Consider the following 25,242-nt stretch of genomic DNA (forward strand, 5'->3'; position numbering starts at 1 on the left):
AAATGGTGTACGGACTCACGATCGGTCAGGTGGCCGCGTTCGCCGGCGTCACGGTGAAGACCGTGCGCCACTACCACCGGCTCGGCCTCGTCGACGAACCGGAACGTGACACCTCCGGCTACCGCCGCTACGGATCGCCCGCCATGCTGCGGCTGGTGCAGGTGCGCACCCTCGCCGGTGCCGGTGTGCCGCTGGCCGAGATCGCGGAGCTGCTCGACGCCGGCCCGGAGCGGTTCGCCGCCGCCCTGGACGACGTCGAGCGGCGGCTCACCGAACGGATCGAGGAGCTGACCGCCCGGCGCGCGGTGCTGCACCGGCTCGCCTCCGGCGACCGGCTCCTGCTGCCCGAGCGCGCCTGCGCGGCCCTGGACCGGCTGGCGGAGCTGGGTTTCGGCGCCGATTACGTGGCCTTGCAGCAGGAGGCGCTGATACTGGCCCGTGCCCTGGTGCCGGAGGTCTTCGACAGCTTCCTGCTCCAGATCGAGCACCAGCTCGGCGATCCGCAGTACGTGGCGCTGATGAAGCGCTGCCAGGACGCCGAGTCATGGGATCCGGACGACCCCCGCCTCGCCGAACTCGCCTCCGCCCTGGCCGCCAAGCTGCTGACCGGCCTCGAACTGTGGGCGATGCCCGCCGAGTTCCGGGCCAGGCCCGACGCCGCCACCCGCTACGGGCTGATCAACCACCACCGGGAGGACCAGGCACCGGCCGCCGCCCGGCTGAACGAGCTGCTGGAGAGGGAGCTGCGGGCGGCCGGGGTCGACATCCCGCAGCAGTGAGGGAGACGGCCCGGGCGGTCACAGCACCGCGCCCTCCTTCGTCCTGCGGCGCAGGGCCGGCCTGCTGGACTTGGCGAGGTCCTGCCACATCTCCGACAGGCCCGCGACGGTGCGCGCCGCGAACAGCCGGCGGATCGACAGCTCCTGGCGCAGTTCGGCCCGGACCAGGCCGACCAGTCTGATGGCCCGCAGCGAGTTGCCGCCGAGGTCGAAGAAGTCCTCGTCGATGCCGACCCGCTCCACCTCCAGCACCTCGGCGAAGGCCGCGGCCAGGACGCGTTCGGTGTCGTTGCGCGGTGCCCGGTAGGTTGCGTCGTCGCACTGCGGGTCGGGCAGCGCCGCCAGGTCCGTCCTGCCGCCCGGCGTCACCGGAAGGCGCTCCGGCATCGTGAAGACGGCGGGGACCACGGTCTTCGGCAGCCGCGCCGCGGCGAACCGGCGCAGCTCCTCCTCCGCGACGGTGCCCCCGCCCGCCGGGACGACGTGGGCGACGAGCCGCTGCTGCCCGGCGTCGTCCCGGCCCGCGACGACGACCGCCCGGGCCACGGCGGGGTGCTCGCTCAGCACCTCCTCGATCCCGGTCAGCTCGACCCGGATCCCGCGGACGTCGACCTGACTGCCGGCCCGGCCCACGTATCCGAGCCGCCCGTCGGCCTCCCACCGCGCCCGGTCGCCGGTGCGGTACATACGGGCACCGGGCGGGCCGAACGGGCAGGGCACGAAGTGCCGCGCGGTCTGCGCGGGCCGCCCGGTGCAGCCGCGCGCCAGACCGGGTCCGGCCACGTACAGCTCCCCGGTGACACCGGCCGGGACGGGCGCGAGGCCCGGTCCGAGGACGTAGAGGGCGCTGTCGTCGGCCGGGCGGCCGACGGCGTCCCCGGGGTCGGCCGCCGCGCCGCCGGTGAGGCGGTGGGCCGCGGCGAACCCGGGGGGCTGCGCCGGGCCGTACGCGTGGACGACCGTCACCTGCGGGCAGGCTTCCCGGATCCGGCGCAGCGCCGCCGCGGGCACCCGGTCGCCGCCGGTCCACACCTCGCGCAGCCCGGCCAGCCGCTCGGGGCGGTGCGCGGCGACGGCCGCGCACAGCTGCGCGGGCAGCCACACCGTGGCGCCGCCGTACGCCGCGCACAGGTCGGGCAGGCGGTCGGCGTCCAGCTCGCCCGACGGCGCCACGACGACCCGGCCGCCGTTCAGCAGGGGCACCCACAGCTCGAACGCGAGCGCCTCGGAGGTGGGCGGGGTGTGCCACAGCACCGGGCCGGCGCCGGCCCGGCGGCAGTCGCGGTCCAGGGCGAGGCGGAGGACGGCGCGGTGGGTCACCGAGATCCCGGTCGCGACGCCGTCCGGAGCGGAGCCGTACGCGACGGCCAGCAGGGCGTCCGGGTGCGGCGGGGCGTCGGGAAGTTCGGACGCGGTCTCCGCGAGGAGTTCGCCGAGCCGGAACACGGGGACGTCCGGGCCCGCGGTGAGCGCCTCGCCGGGCGGGGCGCCGGTCAGCAAGGCGTGTACGGGCGTGCCGGCGAGCGCCGGCCCGAGCTGTCCGGCCGGGTCCGCCGCCGGGTCGACGGGCAGCGCGGCCGCGCCCGCCCGGGCGATGCCGAGCAGGGCGACGGCCAGCTCGGCGGACCGGGGCAGCGCGACGGCGAGAACGGCCTCGGGACCGATGCCGCGTCGCCGCAGCGCTCCGGCGACGCGGCCCGCGCGCTCGTCCAGTTCCCGGTAGGAGAGCGTGGTCTCCCCGTCCGCCAGGGCGACGGCGTCGGGCGCCCTGCGCACCTGGCGGGCGAAGAGTTCCGGCACCGTCGGCTCCGTCGGCCGCGGTTGTCCGGCCGTGTCGTCCGGCGCTGTCGACAGCAGCCGGTCCCGCTCGGCCGCGCCGACCACGTCCAGCGCCCCGACCGGCCGCGCGCCGGCGGCCACCAGGGCGCGGATGTACGCGATCAACTCCTCGCCGATGAAGCGCAGTTCGGCGCGGGAGTAGAGGGTGGCGGGGGCGTCGAGCCGCAGGTGGAGGTCGCTGTCGGCGGTGCCGTCCCGGTAGACGGCGATCGACAGTTCGTCGAAGGCGCCGGTCGTCCCGCCGAGGTAGCGGGCCGGGCTGCCGGCGAAGTGGAGCTGCTCGACGAAGTCGACGACGTTGAGCACGGCGCCGAAGCTGCCGCGGTCGCCGAGCGCGGTCCCGCTCGCGCGCTGGATCTCCGAGTAGTGGCAGGCGAGGTGGTCGAAGATGTCGTACGTCTGGTCGCCGAGCGCGTCGGCGACCTCGCTGAAGGTCGCCGCGAGCGGGACGCTCACCCGCACCGGCACCACGTTCACCGCGAGGCCCGGCGTTCTGCTCGCCACGCCGACCCGGTTGCCGACGGCCAGGGAGAGCAGGAACTCCGGACGGTCGCAGCGGTGCCGGAAGTACACCGCGGCGGCGGCGGTCAGCATCGACGACATCCATACGCCCATGGACTGCGCGGCCCGGGTCCAGGTCTGCGCCTCGGCGTGCGGGACGCTGAGCGTGCGGCTCACCATGCCGATGGGTTCGCTCAGCCGGCCCCAGCGGTCGGCGGGGCCCGTCGGCTCGTCCAGCTCGGTCCGCCGCGCCTCGGACAGGGCGACGCGCGGGAGCTGTGCGGGCGCCGGCGCGTCCTTGAGGTAGTCGCGCCAGAAGCCGGTGTCGTCGGTGAACTGCCGGGAGGAGAGGTAGGCGGCGGCCTCGGCGGTGAACGACTCGGTGTCCCAGGCGTGCTCCGGCCGCGGCACCCGCTCCCTGCGGGCCAGCGCCGTGTACACCTCGGCGAGCCGCCGCGACAGCAGACCGCCGGTGCCGAACCCGTCGGAGACGAGGTGGTGGTAGGCGAGCACGACGAGGGAGCGGTTCGCCGCGAGCCGGACCACGCCCAGCCGCATCAGCAGGTCCCGGCCGAGGTCGAACGGCCGGCGCACGATGTCGGCCAGCGCCTCGCGGGCCGCCCGCTCCGGGTCGTCCGCGGTGCTGACGTCGAGGAAGAAGGGCCGCCAGTCGCCCAGCTCCCTGGGGGTCAGCCGCAGCCCGTCGCCGTCGTCGGCGAAGGTGACGCGCAGCACCTCCGCCTCGTCCATGACGTGCAGGAACGCGGACTCCATGACCGCGGCGTCCAGGTCGCCGTCCACATCCCACATGGTCAGCGCATGGTTCAGCGTGTCCGGAGACATGTCCTCGGCCAGCCACAGCCCTTTATGCGCAGACGACGCAGCGAACGAACGCACACGGATCAACCCCTCGGCAAAAACAGGTCGGCACAGCGGAGAACGGAAGGAACCCCCACCCTTCCGGGCCACGGACGGGCCGTTCAAGGCGTCCGGGGACCGGGCGGGACAGCCGCCGGCGGGCCTTGCGCTGTCCCGCCGGCGGGACGGCCCCGGCCGGGGCGCGGTCAGCGGTCTTCCGCGAGCGCGGTCAGGAGGTGGGTGGCGACCTGGCGCGGTGACGGGTGGCGCAGGACGAGGTTGGGCCGCAGCCGCAGTCCGCTCGACGCGGCGAGGCGTTTGCTCAGCTCCACGGAGAGGAGCGAGTCGAAGCCCAGCTCCTTGAACTCCTGGTCGGCGCCGATGGACGCGGCGGAGGTACGGCCGAGGACGACGGCGACCTTGTCGCGGACGTGGTCGAGGACGAGCGCCGCCGCCTCCTCGTCGCCCAGGCCCCGGATCAGGTCCGGCAGCGAGAGCACGGGCCCGGTGTCGGCGGCCGGCTCCGCCGTGGGTACCTCCGCCGCCGCCGTGGACGTGGAGTTCAGCCAGTACCGCTGCCGCTGGAACGCGTAGGTCGGCAGCTCCACCCGCCGGCGCTCCCCGAACAGGGCGTCCCACCGCACCGTTCCGCCCCGGGCGTGGAGCTGGGCCAGCGAGCCGAGCAGGGCCTCGACCTCGTCCCGCTCCCGCCGGGTCGAGGAGAGGACCAGGGCGTCGTCGATGTCCTCGACCGTCTCCTGCACGGGGACGGTCAGGACGGGGTGCGGGCTCATCTCGACGAAGACCCGGACACCGTCCCGCGCCAGCTGCTGGACGGCGGGCTCGAAGAGGACCTTCTCGCGCAGGTTGTCGTACCAGTACGCGCCGTCCAGGCGGGCGGTGTCGACGGCCTCGCCGTGCAGCGTCGAGTAGAAGGGCAGCGCCGAGGTGGCCGGGCGGACCCCGGACAGCGCGTCGCGCACCTGGTCGCGGACGCGGGTCACGTGCGGGGAGTGGGAGGCGTAGTCGACCGCTATCCGCCGTGCCTGGATCCCTTCCGCCCGCATCTTCTCGACGAACTCGTCGAGGGCGTCGGGCTCCCCGGACACCACCACGGAGCGCGGTCCGTTGACGACGGCGACGCTCACCTGGCCGCTCCACGGCGCCAGGTGGCGCTCCACCAGCTCCGCGGACTCGGCGACCGACGCCATGGAGCCGTGCCCGACCAGGTCCACCAGGGCTTTGCTGCGCAGCGCCACGATCCTGGTGGCGTCCCGCAGGGTCAGCGCACCGCACACGTGGGCGGCGGCTATCTCGCCCTGGCTGTGGCCGACCACCGCGGCCGGCTCCACGCCCCAGGACCGCCACAGGGCGGCCAGGGACACCATCACGGAGAACAGGGCCGGCTGCACCACGTCGACCCGGTCCAGGGGCGGCGCCCCGGGCGCGCCGCGCACCACGTCGAGCAGCGACCAGTCGACCCACTCGGCCAGCGCGGCCGCGCACGCGTCGAGGCTCCGGGCGAAGACGGGGAAGGTGTCGTACAGCTGCCGGCCCATGCCGGCCCACTGCGAGCCCTGTCCGGGGAAGACGAAGGCGACGCCCCCGGGTTTCACGGCGGTACCGCGCACCACCGCGGGTGAGTCCGTGCCCTCGCTCAGCGCGTCGAGGCCCGCGAGGAGCGTGTCCCGGTCGCGGCCCAGCACCACCGCGCGCCGCGCGAAGTGCGACCGGCTCGACGCCAGCGACCAGCCGATCTCCGCGAGGTCCGCGTCCGGCCGGGCGGTGGCGAACTCGCGGAGTCTGCGGGCCTGTTGGCGCAGTGCCGCCTCGCTCTTGGCCGACACCGCCCAGGGCAGGAGCCCGCCGGCCACGGCCGGGCCGTCGGCGGGCTCGTCCGTCGGCAGCGGCGCCGGTTCCTCCTCCAGGATCACGTGGGCGTTGGTGCCGCTGACCCCGAACGACGAGACCCCGGCCCGGCGGGGGCCGTCCGTGTGCGGCCATGCGCGTCCCTCCACGAGGAGTTCGACGCCGCCCGCGGACCAGTCCACGTGCGGGGAGGGTGTGTCCACGTGCAGCGTGCGGGGCAGGTGGCCGTGGCGCAGCGCCAGTACGGTCTTGATGACGCCGCCGACCCCGGCGGCGGCCATGGCGTGGCCGAGGTTGGATTTCAGGGACCCCAGCCACAGGGGCCGGTCCGCCGGGCGGTCCTGCCCGTAGGTGGCCAGCAGGGCGCCGGCCTCGATGGGGTCGCCCAGTACGGTTCCGGTGCCGTGGGCCTCGACGAGGTCCACGTCGCGGGCCGCGACCCCCGCGTTGGCCAGGGCCTTGCGGATCACCTGCTCCTGGGCGCGGCCGTTGGGGGCGGTCAGGCCGTTGCTGGCGCCGTCCTGGTTGACCGCGGAGCCGCGCAGGACCGCCAGGACCGGATGGCCGTTGCGGCGGGCGTCCGAGAGCCGCTCCAGCAGCAGCACGCCCACGCCCTCGGCCCAGCCGGTCCCGTCGGCGCCGGCCGCGAAGGCCTTGCAGCGGCCGTCGGCCGACAGGGCGCGCTGCCGGGAGAACTCCACGAAGAACGCGGGGGTCGACATCACCGACGCGCCGCCCGCCAGGGCGAGCGAGCACTCGCCGGCGCGCAGGGACTGCGCCGCCAGGTGCAGGGCGACCAGGGAGGAGGAGCAGGCCGTGTCCACCGACACCGCCGGTCCGGTCAGCCCCAGTTCGTAGGCGACCCGGCCGGAGGCGACGCTGAGCGCGCTGCCGTAGAGCAGATGGCCTTCCAGCTCCTGCTGGGCGCTCTCCAGGAAGCGCCAGCCGTACTCGGACGAGCTGACCCCGGTGAAGACGCCGACGTCGGTGCCGCGCACCTGGGCGGGGACGATCCCGGCCCGCTCGAACGCCTCCCACGAGGTTTCCAGGAGCAACCGGTGGTGCGGGTCGACGGCCAGCGCCTCCCGCGGGCTGATGGTGAAGAAGTCGGCGTCGAATCCGGCGGCGTCGGTCAGGAATCCGCCGTGCCGGGTGGTGGAGCGGCCGGTGGCGTCGGGGTCCGGGTCGTAGACGTCGCGCCAGCCGCGGTCGGCCGGGAAGGTGTCCACGACGTCCCGGCCCTCGCGGAGCACGTCCCACAGCTCCTCGGGCGTCGTCACGTTCCCGGGGTAGCGGCAGGCCATGGCCACCACGGCGACCGGCTCGCCGCGGCCGGCCTTCAGGGCGTCGTTCTCCTGCCGGAGCCGGTCGCGCTCCTCCAGGAGGGTGCGCAGCGCCCGCTGGATCCGGTCCGCGCCGTCCGCCGCGGGTTCCGTGGAGTGGGTCATGTCGATTACCTCTTCTCGTCCAGAGCCAGGCCGACCAGTGCTTCCAGGTCCAGGGCCGCAAGTACGTCCGGGCCCGGGTCCACGCTCACGTCCGCGCCCGTGTCCGGTGGTTGCTGACCGGAATCCGGCCGGGACCCCTCGGCGCACGCCAGTACCGGCTCCAGGAGGCCCGCCTCGCGCAGCCGGTCGAGGGAGACGGTCCGCAGTACTTCGCGCAGCTCCGCGTCGTCGGCCGGTCGCGGGTCCGGGGCGGGGCGCAGCAGAGCGGACAGGTGCTCGCCCAGTTCGCGGGGGGTCGGGTAGCTGAAGACGAGGGTGGACGGCAGGCGCAGACCGGTCGAGGCGGCGAGGCGGTTGCAGAGTTCGACCGAGGTCAGCGAGTCGAAGCCGAGCTGGGTGAAGGCCAGGTCGGTGTCGACGGCCGCCCCGCTCGGGTGGCCGAGGACGAAGGCGACCTGGTCGCGAAGCCAGTCCAGGACGGCCGGCGCCACCTCGTCCGCGGGCAGGGTGGTGAGCCGAGCCGGCAGCGCGGGGGCGCCCGCGTCCTTGGCCGGGTGTTCCCTGGTGCGGCGCGGGCGGCCGTCGTCGGCCAGGTCGCGCAGCAGGGGCGGCAGTGCGGGGCCGCCGCGCCCGCGCAGGGCGGCGAGGTCGATGCGGGCCGGGACGAGGACCGGCGTGCCGAGTGCGCGCGCCGCGTCGAACAGGGCCAGTGCCTCGGGCGTCGGCATCGGGGCGATCCCCGTCCGCCGCAGCCGGTTCCGGCCGGCTTGGTCCAGGCCCCCGGCCATGCCGCTGCTCTCCTCCCACCAGCCCCAGCACAGGGCGGTGCCGGGCAGTCCCGCGGCCCGGCGGTGGGCGGCGAGGCCGTCCAGGAGGCCGTTGGCGGCGGCGTAGTTCGCCTGTCCCGCGGTGCCGAGCGTGCCCGCGAGGGCGGAGAACTGGATGAACGCCGACAGGGCGTGGTCCCGGGTCAGTTCGTGCAGGTGCAGTGCGCCGCCGGCCTTGGCGCGCAGGGCGTGGTCGAGGCTCTGCGGGGTGAGGGTCTCGACGGTGCCGTCCGCCAGGGCGCCCGCGGCGTGCACGACGGCGGTCAGCGGATACCGGGGCGGCATCGTCGCGAGCAGCTCCGCGACGGCGTCCCGGTCCGCGACGTCGCAGGCCACGACGCGGACGGCCGCCCCGGCCCGTTCGAGCTCCGCGACCAGTTCGGGCGCCCCGTCGGCCGCGGGGCCGCGCCGGCTCGCCAGCAGCAGGCTCCGTACACCGTGTGCGGCGACGAGGTGCCGGGCCACCAGGGAGCCGACTCCGCCGGTCCCGCCGGTGACCAGGACGGTGCCGCCGCCGAGGCCGTCGCCGGTCTCCAGGACGAGTTTCCCGACGTGGCGGCCCTGGCTCATCTCGCGGAACGCCGTGCGCGCGTCGCGGATGCCGCGCACGGAGACCGGGGACAGGCGGAGCCGTCCGGCGGCGAACAGGTCCATGACGGCTCGGAACATCGCGTGGATGGCGTCGGGGCCCGCCGCGTAGAGGTCGATGGCCCGGTAGTCGACGCCCGGGTGCGCGGCCGCCACCTGGCCGGGGTCGCGCAGGTCCGTCTTGCCCATCTCGACGAAGTCCCCGCCGCGCGGAAGGAGGGTCAGCGACGCGTCGACGAAGCGGTGCGCGAGGGAGTTCAGTACGAGGTCCATGCCGCGGCCGCCGGTGGCGTCCAGGAACCGCCCGGCGAACTCCAGGTCGCGGGAGGAGGCCAGGTGCGCGTCGTCCAGGCCCAGCCGGCGCAGGGCGGGCCACTTGGCGGGGCTCGCGGTCGCGTAGACCTCGGCGCCGAGGTGGCGGGCCAGTTGGACGGCGGCCATGCCGACGCCGCCCGCCGCGGCGTGGATGAGGACGCGCTGTCCCTTCGTGACCTGCTTCACGTGGCACAGCGCGTAGTAGGCGGTGAGGAAGGCGGTCGGCATGGAGGCCGCCTCGGCGTGGCTCCATCCGTCGGGGACGGGGGTGAGCAGGCGGTGGTCGGCGACGGCCACGGAGCCGAAGGCGCCGGTGAAGATGCCGGTCACCCGGTCGCCCGGGGCAAGGTGCGGCACATCGTCGGCGACCTCCAGCACGGTGCCGGCGCCCTCGGTGCCGAGACCTGCGTCGATGGCCGTGCGCTCGACGAGGCCCAGGGCGATCGTGACGTCGCGGAAGTTGAGCCCCGCGGCCTGGACGGCGATGCGGACCTGTCCGCCGGTGAGGGGCGCCTGCGCCTCGGGGGACGGCACCCAGGTCAGGTTCTCCAGCGTGCCGGTGTGCGGGATGCCCAGCCGGTGGGCGCCGGCCGGCGGGGGGCCGAGCCGGTGCGCGGCCGGTGCGGCCGGGGCCAGCCGGGGGACGAGGTGGGCGCCGCCGCGCAGCGCCGACTGCTCCTCGCCGCTGGCCAGCACCTCGGGGAGGCGGGCCCAGGAGGCGGGGTCGTCGTCGGTGTCCACCAGCCGGAACCGGCCGGGGTGTTCGGTCTGCGCGGAGCGGACCAGGCCCCAGACGGATGCGCCGGGCAGGCTCTCGACGCCCTCCCCCGGGCCGGTGGCGAGGGCCAGGCGGGTGAGGACCACCAGCGTGGACCCGGTGAACGTCTCCTCGGCGAGGAACCGCTGCACGTGCTCCAGGACGTGGCGGCCCGCGGCGGCGACGGCGGCCGGCGGACCGGGGTCGGGGTCTGGGCCGGGGTCGGTGGCCTGGGCGTCGGCCAGGACGTCGTCCAGGCAGAGGACGAGGTGGCGGGGGGCCGCGTGCGACAGGGCCTCGTCCAGGGATGTGTGGAGGAAGGGGCGCAAGGGGCCCTGCTCGTCGGCCCGTTCGGTGAGCCGGGCGGCCAGGCCGTGCCGCGCGCCGAGGACGTCCCAGCGTTCGCCGGAGGCTTCGCGTGCGCGCTGCGGGGCCGGCCGCCACTGCGTCTCGTACAGCGGTGGCCGCCCGCCGTGTGCCGGACGGAGCTGCGCGGCGCTCGCCGGGCGGAACGTCAGCGACGCGATACGGGCGATGTCGCGGCCGTGTTCGTCGGCGACGGCCAGGGACACGACGCCCTCACCGGCCGGGGTGAGCCGGACCCGGACGGTCGTGCCGCCCTCCTGGAACAGGTGCACGCCGGACCAGGAGAAGGGCATCCACCCCTGTTCGTCCGTCACCTCGACGACGCGGCCGGCCACCGCGGCGTGCAGGACGGTGTCGAGCAGCGCCGGGTGCAGCGCGAACGCGCCGTCGGCCGCGGTCTCGGCCGCCGGGGGCAGGGTGGCGAGGGCGAAGAGGTCGTCGCCGCGGCGCCAGACCTCGCGCAGTCCGCGGAAGGCGGGGCCGTAGTCGAACCCGGCGTCCGCGAAGGAGTCGTAGAGGCCGTCGAAGTCGAGCCGGCTCGCCCCGGCGGGCGGCCAGGCGGCGAGCGTCCGTGAGGTGTCGGCGGGCGGGGTGCCCGGGCCCAGGCTCCCCCGCGCGTGCCGGGTCCAGCCGTCGGTCGCCGCGCCCTCGCCCTCCGGGTCCTCCTCGTCGGGGCGCGCGTACACCTCCAGGGTGCGCCGGCCGCTCTCGTCCGCCGCGCCGACGGCGACCCGCACCTGCACGGCGCCCGTGTCGGGGAGCACCAGGGGCACTTCGAGGGTGAGTTCCTCGACCGCGGGGCAGCCGACGTGCTCGCCCGCCGACAGCGCCAGGTCCAGCTGGGCGGTGGCCGGGACGACGGCGGCGCCGAAGACGGTGTGGTCGGCCAGCCAGTCGTGGGTGCGCAGGGACCAGCGGCCGGTGAAGACGGTGTCGCCGGTGCCGGGGTGCTCCAGCACGGCGGAGAGGAGGGGGTGCCGCGGTGTGGCGAGGCCGGCCGCGACGACGTCGGCGGGCCGGGTCCCGGCGAGGAAGTCCAGCCAGTACCGCTGCCGCTGGAACGCGTAGGTCGGCAGGTCCACCGGCCGGCGCGGCCCGAACACGGCGTCCCAGTCCACGGCCGCGCCCCGCACGTGCAGTTCGGCCAGCGCGCGGGTGAGGGCATGCGTCGCACCGCGGTCGCGCCGGGCCGCGGACAGGACCGTTACGTCGGTGGTGCCGTCGGCGGCGAAGGCGTCCTTGGCGAGGCCCGTGAGGGTGGCGCCCGGCCCCACTTCGACGAAGACGTCCGCGCCGGCCGCGCGGGCGCGGGTCAGTGCCTCGTAGAAGCGGACGGGTGCGCGGACGTGGTCCACCCAGTGCTCCGCGGAGGCCAGCTCCTGGAGTGTGGCCTCGCGGCCGAGCCTGGTCGAGACGGTGGGTACCGTCATCTCGCCCGCGGGAAGCTCACCGAGCGCCGCCGCGAACTCCGCCAGGACCGGGTCCATGAGCGGGGAGTGGAACGCGTGGTCGACCGGGAGCAGCTTCGCCGATGTGCCGGCGGCGAGGAGCCGGTCCCGCAGGGCGTGGACCGGTTCGCGCAGGCCGGAGACGACGACCGACTCCGGGCCGTTGACGGCGGCGACGCCGATCCGGTCGTCCGCGCCGAACAGGGCGGTCACCTCGGCTTCCGAGGCGCGTACCGCCAGCATGGCGCCGGGCTCGGTGACGGTCTGCATGACCCGTCCGCGCGCGGCGACCAGCCGGGTCGCGCTGTCCAGGTCCAGGACGCCGGAGACATGGGCGGCGGCGATCTCGCCGACCGAGTGGCCGATCAGGCGGGCGGGCGGCGGGCCGTACCGCGTCAGCAGCCGGTACAGGGCGATCTGGAGGGCGAACAGGGCCGGCTGGGCGATGTCCGTGCGCTCGCGCGGCGCGGGTTCGTCGGTGAGGAGCAGGGGTTTCAGGGCGAAGGGGAGGTGGGCGTCGAAGTGCCGGCAGGTCTCGTCGAGGCTGCGGGCGAAGACGGGGAAGGTGTCGTACAGCTCGCGTGCCGCGCCGGCCCAGGGGGAGCCCTGGCCGGGGAACATGAAGACGGTGCCGCCGGGTTCGCCGGCGACGCCGCGCACCACGCCGGCGCTCTCCGTGCCCTCGCTCAGGGCCGCGAGGCCGCTCAGCAGGTCGTCCCTGCCGCGCCCCAGCACCACCGCTCGGTGCTCGAAGGCCGCCCGGTGTGTCGCAAGGGACCGGCCGATCTCCGCGAGTTCGGCGTGCGGCCCGTCGGCGGCGAACGCGCGCAGCCGCTCCGCCTGCGCGCGCAGCGCCCGCTCCGACCGCGCCGAGACCACCCACGGCACCAACTCACCTGATGTGAAGGGGAGTTGATCGGTCGGGCCGGGCTCGGGAGTCTTCTCGGGCGCCTCCTGCGGCGGGGCCTCTTCGAGGATCAGGTGGGCGTTGGTGCCGCTGGCGCCGAAGGCGGAGATGCCCGCCCGCCGGGGCCGTCCGGGTGCCGCGGTCCACTCTCTGGTCTCGGTCAGCAGCTCCACCGCCCCGGCCGACCAGTCCACGTGGGTCGAGGGGCGGTCGACGTGGAGGGTCCTGGGCAGGGTGCCGTGGCGCATCGCCATGATCATCTTGAGTACTCCGCCGACCCCGGCGGCCGCCTGCGTATGGCCGATGTTCGACTTCAACGAGCCGAGCCACAGCGGGGGTCGGCCCTCGCGCTCCTGGCCGTACGTGGCGAGCAGCGCCCCTGCCTCGATGGGGTCGCCCAGCGTGGTGCCGGTGCCGTGCGCCTCCACCGCGTCCACGTCGCACGCCCGCAGCCGGGCGTTGGCGAGCGCGGAGCGGATGACGCGCTGCTGCGCCGGTCCGTTCGGCGCGGTCAGGCCGTTCGAGGCGCCGTCCTGGTTGACCGCCGAGCCGCGGATCACCGCCCAGATGTGGTGCCCGTTGCGCCGGGCGTCCGAGAGCCGCTCCAGGACCAGCATGCCGGCGCCCTCGGAGAAGCCGGTGCCGTCCGCCGCGTCCGCGAACGCCTTGCACCGCCCGTCCACCGAAAGGCCCCGCTGCCGCGCGAACTCCCGGAACACCTGCGGCGTCGCGACGACGGTGACGCCGCCGGCCAGCGCGAGGCCGCACTCGCCCAGGCGCAGCGACTGGACCGCCTGGTGGACGGCGACCAGCGACGACGAGCACGCCGTGTCGGTCGAGACGGCGGGGCCCTCCAGGCCGAGCGCGTACGACACCCGGCCGGAGGCCACGCTCAGCAGCGAGCCCAGCTGTGCGTAGCCCGAGATGGCCTCCGGGGTCTCGAAGTGGTTGCCGTAGCCGAAGTAGGCGAGGCCGGCGAAGACGCCGGTGTCGCTGCCGCGCAGGGTGTGCGGGTCGATGCCGGCGCGCTCCAGGGACTCCCAGGAGGTCTCCAGGAGCAGCCGCTGCTGCGGGTCGGCGGCGAGCGCCTCGCGCGGGCTGATCCCGAAGAAGTCGGCGTCGAAGTCGCCCGCGTCGTCCAGGAAGCCGCCCGAGCGGGTGTAGCAGGTGCCGGGCCGGTCCGGGTCGGGGTGGTAGAGGCCCGCCAGGTCCCAGTTGCGGTCCCGGGGGAAGTCCGAGACGGCGTCCGCGCCGTCGCGCACCAGTTCCCACAGCGCTTCGGGGGAGGCCGCCCCGCCCGGGAAGCGGCAGGCGGCCCCGACGACCGCGACGGGTTCGGCGGCGGCCTGCGTCAGTTCGCGCAGCCGCTTGCGGGTCTCGACCAGTTCGATCGAGGTCCGCTTGAGGTAGTCGAGCACATCGGCGTTGCTGTCGTTCGTCATCGCTCTCCCCTAGCCGAGCTCTTGGTCCAGCAGCGAGAGGAGCTCTCCCGCGGAGGCCGAACTGATCCGGTCGACGAGGCCGGCCGGCGCGCCGGCGCTCGTCAGCGAACGGACTCGGCCCTGCAACTCGCCGAGCAGCGTCGAAATGGTGGTCAGGTCCTCCTCGCCGAGGCCGGGGACCGCGCCCTCCAGCCGGGTGCCGAGCCCTTCGATCTCCTGGACCAGGTCGCCGGCCGGGGAGACGGGGTCCGCCTCGGCGCCGGGGGTCAGGCCCGCGTTCAGGAACAGCGCGAGGGCGATCGGGTTCGGATGGTCGAAGACGAGGGTGGCGGGCAGCTTCAGGCCGGTCGCCACCGCGAGCCTGTTGCGCAGTTCCAGGGCCGTGAGCGAGTCGACGCCCAGCTGCTTGAACGTGGCGCCGGGGCCGATCCGTCCGGCGTCGGCATGGCCGAGGACGCTCGCGGTCTGGCTCCGCACGGCGTCGAGCAGCGCCGCCTCGGCGTCGGCCGGCGGCAGTGACCGCAGCCGCTGTGCGAGTCCTCCGCTGCCGGAGCCGTCCTGGCTCCGCATGCCGTCCGCTCCGGTGTCCGGCCCGGTCAACGCGCGCAGGAGCGGCGCCGACAGCCGGGCGGCCTGTGGCGCGTCGGGCCCGTGCAGGTGGAGCCGGGCGGGCACCAGCACCGCCTCGTCCCGGGCCAGCGCCGCGTCGAAGAGGGCGAGCCCCTCCCGCGACGCCATCGGCAGGACGCCCTGCCGGCGCAGCCGTACGACGTCCGTCTCGCCGAGCCCGGCGACCATCGCGCTGCGCTCCGCCCACAGCCCCCAGCACAGCGAGGCGGCGGGCAGTCCGGCGGCCCGGCGGGTCTGCGCGAGGCCGTCGAGGTAGCCGTTGGCCGCCGCGTAGTTGGCCTGGCCGGCCGTCCCGAGCACGCCCGCGACCGAGGAGAACAGCACGAACGCGGAGAGGTCCAGGTGCCGGGTCAGTTCGTGCAGGTGCCAGGCGCCGCGCACCTTCGGGGCGAGGACGGCGTCCAGGCGGTCCTCGGTCAGCGCCTCGACGACGCCGTCGTCCAGGACGCCCGCGCAGTGGACGACCGCCGTCAGCGGGTGCGCGGGCGGCACGGCCGCGAGCAGGGCGGCGACCTCCGCCCGGCTGGTGACGTCGCAGGCCACGACGGAGACCTGGGCCCCGGCCGCGGTCAGCTCCGCCCGCAGCTCCGCGGCGGCCGGGGCGTCAGGTCCGCGTCTGCTGGTCAGCACCAGGCGGCGGACCCGGTGCCGCTGGACGAGGTGGCGGGCCAGCAGGGCGCCCAGACCGCTGGTGCCGCCGGTGACGAGCACCGTCCCGGCGCGGTCGGCAGGCGGCTCCGCCGGGCTGCCGGCAGCCGGGGTGAGGGCCTCGTCCGAGGGGGCGCCGAAGGGTGCGTGGCCGGGGGACGCGCCCCGGGCGCGGACCAGTTGGGGGGTGGTCACCTGGCCGGAGCGGATCCTGAGCTGGGGTTCTCCGGAGCCGACCGCCGCCGGCAGGCACGCCCACGAGGCCGGTTCGTCGTCGGTGTCCACGAGCGTGAACCGGCCGGGATTCTCGGTCTGTGCGGAGCGCACGAACCCCTGGACCGCGGCCGCCGCGGGGTCGGGGCGGGACGCCCCCGCGTCCTGGACCTCCCCGCGCACCACGATGACCAGGCGCGCGTCGCGGAACCGCTCCTCGGTGAGCCAGCCCCGGGTCCACCGCAGCACCTGGTGGAGGTGGTGCTCGACGGCCTCGGGCGCCCCCGGCGCTGCGTCGCCGTCCGCGGCCGGCCCATCAGCGTCCGCGATGACGACCGGGGGTATCCCGCCCTCGTGTGCGGCGAGTTCGCCGAGGTCGGCGAAGACGGCTGCGTGCCCGTCCAGGGCCCCGGCCCCGGCGGACGCGCCCAGCACCGCGTACCGGGATGCTGGGGCGGTGTCGCGGCCGGGTTCCGCCGGCGCGTCGGGGAGGGGCGCCCACTCCACCTGGAACAGGGCGTCCTGGTGGTCGAAGCTCAGCTCGGCCAGTTGCTGCGCGTCCACCGGGCGCAGGCTCAGGGACGCGATGCCGCCGAGCGGCGCTCCGTCCTGGTCGGCGACGGTGAGGGACAGGGTGTCCTCCCCCGCCGGCGCGAGGCGCACGCGCAGGGCGGCCGGCGCGGCGGCACGCAGCCGCAGCCCCTTGCAGCGGAACGGCGCCCATCCGTCGGCCGGCGCGGGGCCGGTGAGGCCGCCCGGGCCGGCCGGGGCCAGCGCGGCGTGCAGCAGCGCCGGATGGATCCGGAACCGGCCCGGCGCCGCGGACTCGGACGCGGGCGGCTCCACCTCCGCGAACAGGGCGTCGCCGCGACGCCACACCTGCCGCACCCCGGGCGGGAGCGGCCCGGCGTCAGGGCCGGGGGCGGCGGAGCCGTCCGCGAAGGACACGCCGCTCGCTCCGGCGGGGGGCCAGAGCGCGAGGCCCTCCGTCTCGGGGGCGCCGGTGGTGTCGGGCCCGGCGACCCCGACGGCGTTGCGGGTCCACCCCTCCTCGCCCGGACCCCGCGAGTGGACGCTGATCACCCGCTTGGCGTCGATCTGGACGCGCAGTTCGCGCTCGGCGGTGCGGGAGAGCACCAGCGGGGTCTCCAGGGTGAGTTCGTCGATGACGTCGCAGCCGGCCTTCTCCGCCGCCCAGGCCGCCAGCTCCAGCAGCACGGTGCCCGGCACCAGGACGGCGCCGTGGACCACGTGGCCGGCGAGCCACGGGTGGCGCTCCAGCGAGAGGCGTCCGCTGCCCGCGACCGCGCCGCGCTCCGCGTCGCCGGGCAGTTCGATCACGGCGTCGAGCAGGGGGTGGTCCGAGGTGCCGGCCGCGCTGGTCTCGCGGGGCGCGTCCAGCCAGTAGCGCTGCCGCTGGAAGGCGTAGGTGGGGAGTTCGGCGGGCTGGCCGGTCCGGGTCCCGAACGCCGGTTCCCACGCCACTTCCGCGCCCGCCACGAAGGCCTCCGCCGCCGACCGGTACCAGCGCGCGAGGCCGCCCTCGCCGCGGCGCAGCGTGCCCACGACGGTGGCCTCGGCGCCCGCGCCGTCCAGGGTCTGTTCCATGCCGACCGTCAGCACGGGGTGGGCCGACGCCTCGACGAAGAGACGGAAGCCCTGCCCGGCGAGGGCCCGGGTGGCCTCCTCGAAGCGGACCGGCCGGCGCAGGTTGGTGTACCAGTACGCGGCGTCCAGCTCCTTCGTGTCGAGCCAGTCGGCCGTCACCGTGGAGAAGAACGGCACCTCGCCCGTACGCGGCCGCAGGCCCGCCAGCACCTGACGCAGTTCGTCGTGGAGGGCTTCCACGTGCGCGGAGTGCGAGGCGTAGTCCACGGCGAGGCGGCGGGCGCGTACGTCGTCCGCCGCGCAGGCGGCGAGCAGTGCGTCCAGTGCGGCCACGTCGCCCGAGACGACGACGGAGGAGGGCCCGTTGACCGCGGCGACGGACAGCCCGTCCGTCAGGCGTGCCCGTACCTGCGCCTCCGGCAGCGCGACCGACACCATGCCGCCGCGGCCCGCGAGCCGCAGGATGGCCTTCGAACGGAGCGCCACCACCTTCGCGGCGTCCTCGACCGACAGGGCGCCCGCGACGCAGGCGGCGGCGATCTCGCCCTGCGAGTGGCCCACGACGGCCGCGGGCCGCACGCCGTACGAGCGCCACACCTCGGCCAGCGACACCATCACGGCCCACAGCGCGGGCTGGACGACGTCGACCCGCTCCAGGGCCCGGGCGTCGCCGAGCACGTCGAGGAGGGACCAGTCCACGTACGGGGCGAGCGCGTCGGCGCACTCCCGCATGCGGCGCGCGAACACCGGGGAGGCCGCGCACAGTTCGCGGCCCATCCCGGCCCACTGCGTGCCCTGGCCGGGGAAGACGAACACGGCGGGGCCCGCGGAGCCGGCCACCCCGCTCACCACCCGGGCGGGGTCGCCCTCCGCGCCGCCGGCGACGGCGGCCAGGGCGGCGAGCACGTCGTCCCGCCCGGCACCGATCACGACCTGGCGGTGTTCGAACAGGGAGCGGGTCGTCACCAGGGCGTGGCCCACGTCGGTGAGCGACAGGTCCGCGTCCGCCGCGATGCGCTCCCGCAGCTTGTGCGCCTGCGCGCGCAGCGCCGGCTCCGTGCGCGCCGACAGGACCAGCGGCACCGGCTCCCCGTCGGTGTGCTCAGTCCGGGAGGCGGTCTCTGCCGCCGCCTCGTCCTGCGGGGCCTGTTCCAGGATCAGGTGGGCGTTGGTGCCGCTGATCCCGAAGGCGGAGATCCCGGCCCGCCGGGGCCGCCCGGAAGCCGCGGTCCACTCCCGGGCCCCGGTCAGCAGCTCGACCGCCCCCGTCGACCAGTCCACGTGCGTGGAGGGCCGGTCGACGTGCAGCGTTCTGGGCAGGGTGCCGTGGCGCATCGCCATGACCATCTTGAGCAGTCCGCCGACCCCGGCGGCCGCCTGCGTATGCCCGATGTTCGACTTCAACGACCCTAGCCACAAGGGGTGTTGGCCCTCGCGGTCCTGCCCGTACGTGGCGAGCAGCGCCTCCGCCTCCAGCGGGTCGCCCAGTGTCGTGCCGGTGCCGTGCGCCTCGACCGCGTCCACGTCGGACGCTGTCAGTCCGGCGTCGGTCAGGGCCGCGCGGATGACGCTGCGTTGCGCCAGTTCGTTCGGTGCGGTCAGGCCGTTGGAGGCGCCGTCGTGGTTGACCGCCGAGCCGCGGATCACGGCGAGGACGCGGCGTCCGTTGCGCCGGGCGTCCGAGAGCCGCTCCAGGACCAGCATGCCGGCGCCCTCGGAGAACCCGGTGCCGTCCGCCGCGTCCGCGAACGCCTTGCAGCGGCCGTCCACCGAAAGACCCCGCTGGCGGCCGAGTTCGACGAGGAGCCCCGGTGTCTGGAGGGTCGACGCCCCGCCGGCCAGCGCCAGCGTGCACTCCCCCGAGCGCAGCGAGCGCACGGCCTGGTGGATGGCGACCAGCGACGACGAGCACGCGGTGTCGGTCGAGACCGCGGGGCCCTGGAGCCCCAGGACGTACGCCACCCGGCCCGACGCCACGCTGGTGTACGTGCCGGTGAGCGCGAAGCCCTCTGTCTCACCGCCGGCCCCGCCGCCCGCCCGCGGGCCGTAGTCGACCGCGTAGAGCCCGGTGAACACCCCGGTCGCCGAGCCGCGCAGCCCCGCCGGGTTGATCCCGGCCCGCTCCAGCGCTTCCCACGACGTTTCCAGCAGCAACCGTTGTTGCGGGTCCATGGCCAGCGCCTCGCGCGGGCTGATGCCGAAGAACGGGGCGTCGAACTCCGCGAGGCCGGACAGGAACCCGCCGGAGCGCGTGTACGTGGTCCCGGGCGTGCCGGGGTCCGGGGAGTAGAGCGCCTCCAGGTCCCAGCCGCGGTCGCGCGGGAAGTCGCCCACCGCGTCCACTTCGCCGGAGACGAGGTCCCACAGCTCCTCGGGGGAGGTCACACCGCCGGGGAAGCGGCACCCCGCGCCCACGACCGCGACCGGCTCGCGGGCGGACTCCTCCAGCGCGCGCACCCGCTCGCGCAGGTGCTGCGCGTCGCCGACGGCGCGGCGCAAGTAGGACCGGAGCTTGTCGACATCCTCCACCAGGGCCTCCTCCAACGTTTGCTCGTGAGAACGGGTGTGGTTATACGTAGCCGCGGTCGATCAGCGCGTACAGATCGTCGTCGCTCCCGCTTTCGGGATCGTGCCGTTCGGGCGGGTCGTGCGGGTCCTTTGTGGCCGGTTCGGCCGGGTGCAGGAGGGCGAAGAGGTGGCCGGCGAGCACCTGCGGGGTGGGGTAGGTGAACGCGACGGTGGCCGGCAGCCGTACGCCGGTGGCCGCCGTGAGCCGGTTGCGGAGCCCCACGGCGAGCGGGGAGTCGAAGCCGAGGGCCTTGAAGGTCTCGGCCGGCCGCGCCGCGAGTGCGGTGCCCGTCAGCTCCGGGTGCGCCGCGCTCAGCAGCGCCGCCGCCTCGTCGCACACGAGGGTGAGGACCGACGCCCGCGTGGTGGGGGCCGCCGGCGCGGTGTCCGGCTCCGGTGCGCCGGCGCCGTCCGCGGTGCCGCTCTCGCCGGGCGCCGTCGGCCAGTACCGCTGCCGCTGGAACGCGTAGGTCGGCAGGGCGGTCCGGCGCGGCCGGTCCGCGGCGAAGGCCGCAGCCCAGTCGACCGGCGTGCCCCGCACGTGCAGTGCGGCCAGCGACGAAAGGACCTGGGCCGCGCTTCCGTCGTGCTTGTCGAGGGTGCCGACGACGACGGGCGGGGCGGGCAGGGCGTCGGCCGCCTCCTCCATCGCCACCTGGAGCACGGGGTGCGGGCTGACCTCCACGTAGACGCCGCCGCGCTCGCGCATCAGTCTGGCGACCACGTCGCCGAAGCGCACCACCGAGCGGAGGTTGTCGTACCAGTACGCGCTGTCGAGTCCGCGCGTGTCGAGCGGTTCGCCGGTGACCGTGGAGTGGAACGCCACCGGCGTCCGCCGCGGCGTGATGCCCCCGGTGGCCTCCAGCACGCGGTCCCGGATGCGTTCGACCTGGTGGCAGTGGGAGGCGTAGTCGATCCTGACCCGGCGTACCCGGATCCCGTCGGCGGACGCCGCCGCGCGGAAGCCGTCGAGTGCTTCGGGGTCCCCGGAGATCACCACGGATGCCGGCCCGTTGACCGCGGCGACGGAGAGCCGCCCCGCCCACGGCCGCAGCCGCTCCTCGACCTGGGCGAGGGGCGCGGCCACCGCGGTCATCCCGCCCTGGCCGGCCAGTTCGGTCAGTGCCTTGCTGCGCAGGGCGACGATCCGCGCCGCGTCGTCGAGACCGAGCGCTCCGGACGCGCAGGCCGCGGCGATCTCGCCCTGCGAGTGGCCGACCACCGCGTCGGGGACCACGCCGAACGACTCCCACACCCGCGCCAGGGAGACCATCATCGCGAAGAGCGCGGGCTGGACGACGGCGTCCCCGTGCTCCAGCGGGACGGCCGGCTCCGCGCCGGTCACCACGTCCACCAGGGACCAGTCCACCCAGGGCGCCAGAGCCTTCTCGCACGCGTCGATCGAGCGCGCGAAGACCTCCGACTCCGCGTACAGCCGCCGGCCCATGCCCGGCCACTGCGAACCCTGGCCGGGGAAGACGAAGACGACCGGGCCCGCGGGGCCCTCGGCGGCCCCGCGCACCACCCGTGCCCCGCCCTCGCCCGCCGCCACCAGGCCGAGACCGGCCAGCGCCTCGTCCCGGTCGCCGCCCAGCACCACCGCACGGTGCGCGAACGCCGACCGGGTCACCGCCAGCGAGTGCCCGACGTCGGCGAGCGGGAGCGCCGGGTCCGCGGCCAGGTGGTCCCGCAGCCGGGCCGCCTGTTCCCGCAGGGCAGGCTCCGAGCGCGCCGAGAGCACCAGGGGCGCCACCCGGGGGGTGGCGCGGGGGGCGGGCCCGGCCGCGTCGGTCTGCTCGGGGGGCTGTTCGAGGATCACGTGGGCGGTGGTGCCGCCCATGCCGAACGCCGACACCCCCGCGCGCCGCGGCCGGGTGGCCGTGCCCGGCCAGGGGCGGGCCCGCTGAAGGACCTCGAAGTCCTGGCCGAAGCCGGGGACGGCCGGGTTGGGGGCGCGGAAGTTCAGACTGGGGACGAGCCGCGCGCGCTCCACGCAGAGCGCCGCCTTCACGAAGCCGACGATCCCCGCGGCCGGTTCCAGGTGCCCGACGTTCGTCTTGGCCGAGCCGATCACCAGGGGGCGGGTGCGGGCCTGCGCGCGCGACACCTCGCGCAGCCCGGCCAGTTCGGCCGGGTCGCCGCGCCGGGTGCCGGTGCCGTGGGCCTCCACGTAGTCGACGCTGTCGAACGCGACGGCCGCGCGGCCGAGTGCGGACAGCACCGCCGCCGCCTGTCCCGCGGGGCTCGGGTCCGGCATCCGGCTGGACGCCCCGCCGCTGGCGACGCCCCAGCCGCGCACCACCGCGTAGAGGTGATCGCCGTCGGCGAGGGCGAGGTCGAGCCGCTTCAGCAGGACGAACGCCCCGCCCTCGCCGCGGGTGAAGCCGCTGGCCCGTTCGTCGAAGGTGAAGCAGCGGCCGTCGGGCGAGAGGGCGCCCAGATTCGCCAGGCCGGTCCCCGTCGCCGGATCGGCGATCAGCTGCACGCCGCCCACGAGCGCCAGGTCGACGGCGCCGCCGCGGATCCGGTCGCAGGCGAGCGCCAGCGACACGAGCGAGGAGGACTGGCCCGAGTCCGCGCACAGGCTCATGCCGCGGACGTCGAAGAGGTGCGAGATCCGGTTGGCGATCAGCGCGCCGCTCGACCCGAGCGCGGCGTAGGGGTCGTCCCGGCCGCCGCCGGACCGCTCGCGCAACTGCTCGTACCCGGAGGGCGCGGCGCCGACCAGGACGTCGACCTCGCGGCCGGCGAGCGTGCCCGCCGGGACGCGGGCGTCCTCGACGGCCTCCCAGGCGAGTTCGAGGCCCAGCCGCTGGACGGGGTCCATGGCGGCGGCCTCGGCCGGGGACGTGCCGAAGAACTCCGCGTCGAACCCGTCGACGGCGTCGAAGAACGAGCCCGCGTCCAGGGTGGCGGCGTCCGCGTGCGCGCGGTGGCGGGCGTCGGCCGAGCGGCGCGCGGGGAAACGGCCGACGGTCGAGCGGCCCTCGTCCAACAGGCGCCAGAAGTCGTCGGGGCCGTCCACACCGGGGAAGCGGCACGCCATCCCGACGACGGCGACACCGGCGGCCGCGTCCCCCGTGACACCCCTCGTAGCACCGCTCATCGGATTCCCTCCCGGTCTTCTCGGCGTACGGCTCCCGCGCTCGGCACCGCTCTCATCGCCAACGGGTCAGCAGCGCGCGCAGGTCGTCCGGCGCGTCCATGAAGTCGTAGTGGCCACCGTCGATCACGCGGAAGTCGACCGTGTCGGCGTACCGGCGCCAGCCCTGGAGCGCGTCGAGGCTCACGTCGGGGTCGTCGCGCCAGTGCAGGACGACGACGGGGCAGCCGACGGGGGCCGGTTCGGGCCGCCGGTAGGCGCGGGCGGCGGCGTGGTCGCGCAGCAGCACGGACAGGCCCAGGTCGACCATGTCCGGGCGCGGTTCGATGCCCCGGCCGCGGACGAATCCGGCGACCTCGGCGCGCAGTTCGGGTTCGGACAGGGCGAGCATCCGGTCGCGTGCCGCGTCGTGCGGGGCGGGCTGGCCCGAGACGAAGAGGCGGTCGGGTCCCGGCAGGCCGTGTGCGGCGAGGCGCAGCGCGGTCTCGTACGCGGGCAGTGCGCCCGCGCAGTGCCCGAAGAACGCGAACGGCCGGTCGAGGAGCGGCTCCAGCGCTTCGGCCAGGGCGGCGGCGAGGTTCTCGTAGGTGCCGTAGTGGGGGTGGCCGAGGCGGTTCTCGCGGCCGGGGAACTGTACGGGGCAGATCTCGACGTCGCCGAGCGCCTGCGGCCAGGCGCTGAAGGCCGAGGCGCCGGAGCCGGAGAAGGGGAAGCAGAAGAGGCGGGCGGCGGGGTCGGCGGAGCGCGGCCGGACGAACCAGGGCGACGCGGCGGTGGTGGGGCCGGTGGTCATGGCGTCAGCCGTTTCTGGGCGAGGACGGGGAGGTGGGTCAGCCCGGCGATGAAGTACGACCGCAGGTGCTGGGGCGGGCCGGCCGGTTCGAGGGAGCCGAACCGCTGGAGCAGTTCCTCGAAGAAGACGCGCAGTGTCAGCCGGGCCAGCGGGGCGCCGATGCAGAAGTGCGGTCCGTACCCGAAGGCGACCTGGCGCTTGGCACCGCTGCGCGTGATGTCGAAGAGGTGCGGGTCGGGGAAGCGGGTCTCGTCCCGGTTGGCCGAGCCGATCCAGGCGACGACGGCGCCGCCGGCCGGGACCGTGCCGCCGCCGATGTGCACGTCGTCGACCGCGTACCGCATGAAGTTGCAGGCGGCCGAGGTCCAGCGCAGCCCCTCCTCGACCAGGTTCGCCACCAGCCCCGGGTCGGCCTGCGCCTTCTCGAACTGTTCGGGCCGCTCCATGAGGGCCTGCACCGTGCCCGAGACGGTGTGCGGGGTCGTCACGTTGGCGCCCAGGAGGATGCTGTAGCCGTCGAGGGCGATCTCCTCGTCGCTCAGCGGGGCGCCGCCCGCGCTGAGGGTCATGAGGTGGTCGAGGAGGCTGCCGTCCTCCTCGCCGCCCGCCCGCCTGCGCCGCACCCACTCGGTGACGTAGGTGACGAGTTCGTGGTGGGCGATGGCGAGCGTCGCGGCCGTGCTGCCGTGCTGGAAGTGCGGGTCGGAGGGGGCCGTCACCATCGCGGTGAGCTGGACCAGTTCGGCCCAGTCCCGCTCGGGGATGCCGAGCAGGGGGCCGGTGACGATCGCCGGCAGGAGCAGTGCCTGTTCGGCGAGGTCGAAGGGGGTGCCGTCGAGCGCCGGTTCGAGGAAGCGCACGATCGCCCTGCGGATCCGGTCCTCCCAGGGCGCCACGGCCCGGGCGGTGAGCACGGCGCCGATCGCCCGGCGGACCTGGGTGTGGCGGGGCGGGTCGGTCGAGGTCAGGAGGGTGCCCGCCGCGACGTCGTCCGTCCCGAGGTGGGTGCAGACGGTGCCGCGCTCCGAGGTGAACTCCCGGTGGTCGCCGAGGACGCGGCAGACGTCCTCGTAGCGGGTCACCGACCAGAACTCCCGTCCGTCGGGCAGGACCTGGTGGTGCAGGGGCGCCTTGGCCCGCATGACGTCCCAGACCCGGTGCGGATCGCCCGTCGCGTAGAGGTCCAGGTCGAACAGGTCGACGCGGCCGAGGTCGAGGTCGCGCCCGGCGCCCGGTGTCAGCCGCACGCCCCGGCCCTCCCCCGCTCGATCAGTTCGGCGACCCGGGCGGGGGTCTGCGCCACGTAGAAGTCGCGGACGGAGAGCTGGACGCCGTGGTCCCGCGTGATCCGGTCGATGATCTTTATTCCGGTCAGCGAATTGCCGCCGAGCGCGAAGAAGTCGTCGTCGACCGCGACGTCGGGACAGTCGAGGTGTTCCTTCCACAGTTCGGCTATGTCCTGTGCCAGTGATTCCCGGACCACGTGCGGCTCCGCATCCATGTGCGCTCGTTCCTTCCCCTGGCTGTCCCGCCGGCGAGACGCATTCTCTGCACGGCCAGTCGGAGTGTGGCCTGAATGCGCGTCCCCCGGCACCGGACCGGCGGCCCCCGGGACCCGGCCGGCCGGCGGGGTTGAGGGGGCGGGGGCCGGCCCGCATGCTGGCGCCCCGGAGGCCGGCCGCACCACGGTGGGCGCGCTCTGCTCGTCGTACGTGAACGCGGGGAACCTCGGCAT

Annotated in this window: 9 protein-coding genes; 1 reads left to right on the forward strand and 8 read right to left on the reverse strand. The window is 75.6% G+C overall.

Translation table 11 applies throughout. The annotated features are described in order from the left end of the window. The first annotated feature begins 2 nt into the window (after positions 1–2). The gene (locus ABZY33_RS17730) at positions 3–779 is read left to right on the forward strand and encodes a MerR family transcriptional regulator (protein WP_356492505.1); all 777 of its coding nucleotides are present in this window, start codon (positions 3–5) and stop codon (positions 777–779) included. 18 nt (positions 780–797) lie between these two features. Here ABZY33_RS17730 and ABZY33_RS17735 read toward each other — a convergent pair whose 3' ends face one another. From ABZY33_RS17735 to ABZY33_RS17770, 8 genes are all read right to left on the reverse strand, one after another. Next, positions 798–4,088 (reverse strand): AMP-binding protein, encoded by a 3,291-nt coding sequence (locus ABZY33_RS17735; RefSeq protein ID WP_356492506.1) that lies wholly within the window; start codon positions 4,086–4,088, stop codon positions 798–800. A 95-nt stretch (positions 4,089–4,183) separates the two neighbouring features. Continuing rightward, a complete protein-coding gene (locus ABZY33_RS17740; RefSeq protein ID WP_356492507.1) occupies positions 4,184–7,294 on the reverse strand; it encodes an acyltransferase domain-containing protein in 3,111 nt (1,036 codons plus the stop codon). A gap of 5 nt (positions 7,295–7,299) precedes the next feature. Continuing rightward, positions 7,300–13,944: a type I polyketide synthase gene (locus ABZY33_RS17745; RefSeq protein WP_356492508.1), complete on the reverse strand. Its 6,645-nt coding sequence runs from the start codon at positions 13,942–13,944 to the stop codon at positions 7,300–7,302. A gap of 9 nt (positions 13,945–13,953) precedes the next feature. Continuing rightward, complete coding sequence (locus ABZY33_RS17750; RefSeq protein ID WP_356492509.1) at positions 13,954–19,572, reverse strand: SDR family NAD(P)-dependent oxidoreductase; 5,619 nt, start codon at positions 19,570–19,572, stop codon at positions 13,954–13,956. Between the two features lie 40 nt (positions 19,573–19,612). Next, the gene (locus ABZY33_RS17755; protein ID WP_356492510.1) at positions 19,613–22,717 is read right to left on the reverse strand and encodes a type I polyketide synthase; all 3,105 of its coding nucleotides are present in this window, start codon (positions 22,715–22,717) and stop codon (positions 19,613–19,615) included. 52 nt (positions 22,718–22,769) lie between these two features. After that, entirely contained in the window at positions 22,770–23,507 is a 738-nt protein-coding gene (locus ABZY33_RS17760) for an alpha/beta fold hydrolase (RefSeq protein ID WP_356492511.1), read from the reverse strand. Further along, entirely contained in the window at positions 23,504–24,754 is a 1,251-nt protein-coding gene (locus ABZY33_RS17765; protein WP_356492512.1) for a cytochrome P450, read from the reverse strand. The genes ABZY33_RS17760 and ABZY33_RS17765 overlap by 4 nt, the downstream gene beginning before the upstream one ends. Further along, a complete protein-coding gene (locus tag ABZY33_RS17770; RefSeq protein ID WP_356492513.1) occupies positions 24,745–25,008 on the reverse strand; it encodes a phosphopantetheine-binding protein in 264 nt (87 codons plus the stop codon). Before ABZY33_RS17770 ends, ABZY33_RS17765 begins: the two co-directional genes overlap by 10 nt. Positions 25,009–25,242: the final 234 nt, after the last annotated feature.

The organism is Streptomyces sp. NPDC006552, from assembly GCF_040611655.1.
In the GTDB taxonomy this organism is placed as follows: Bacteria; Actinomycetota; Actinomycetes; order Streptomycetales; family Streptomycetaceae; genus Streptomyces.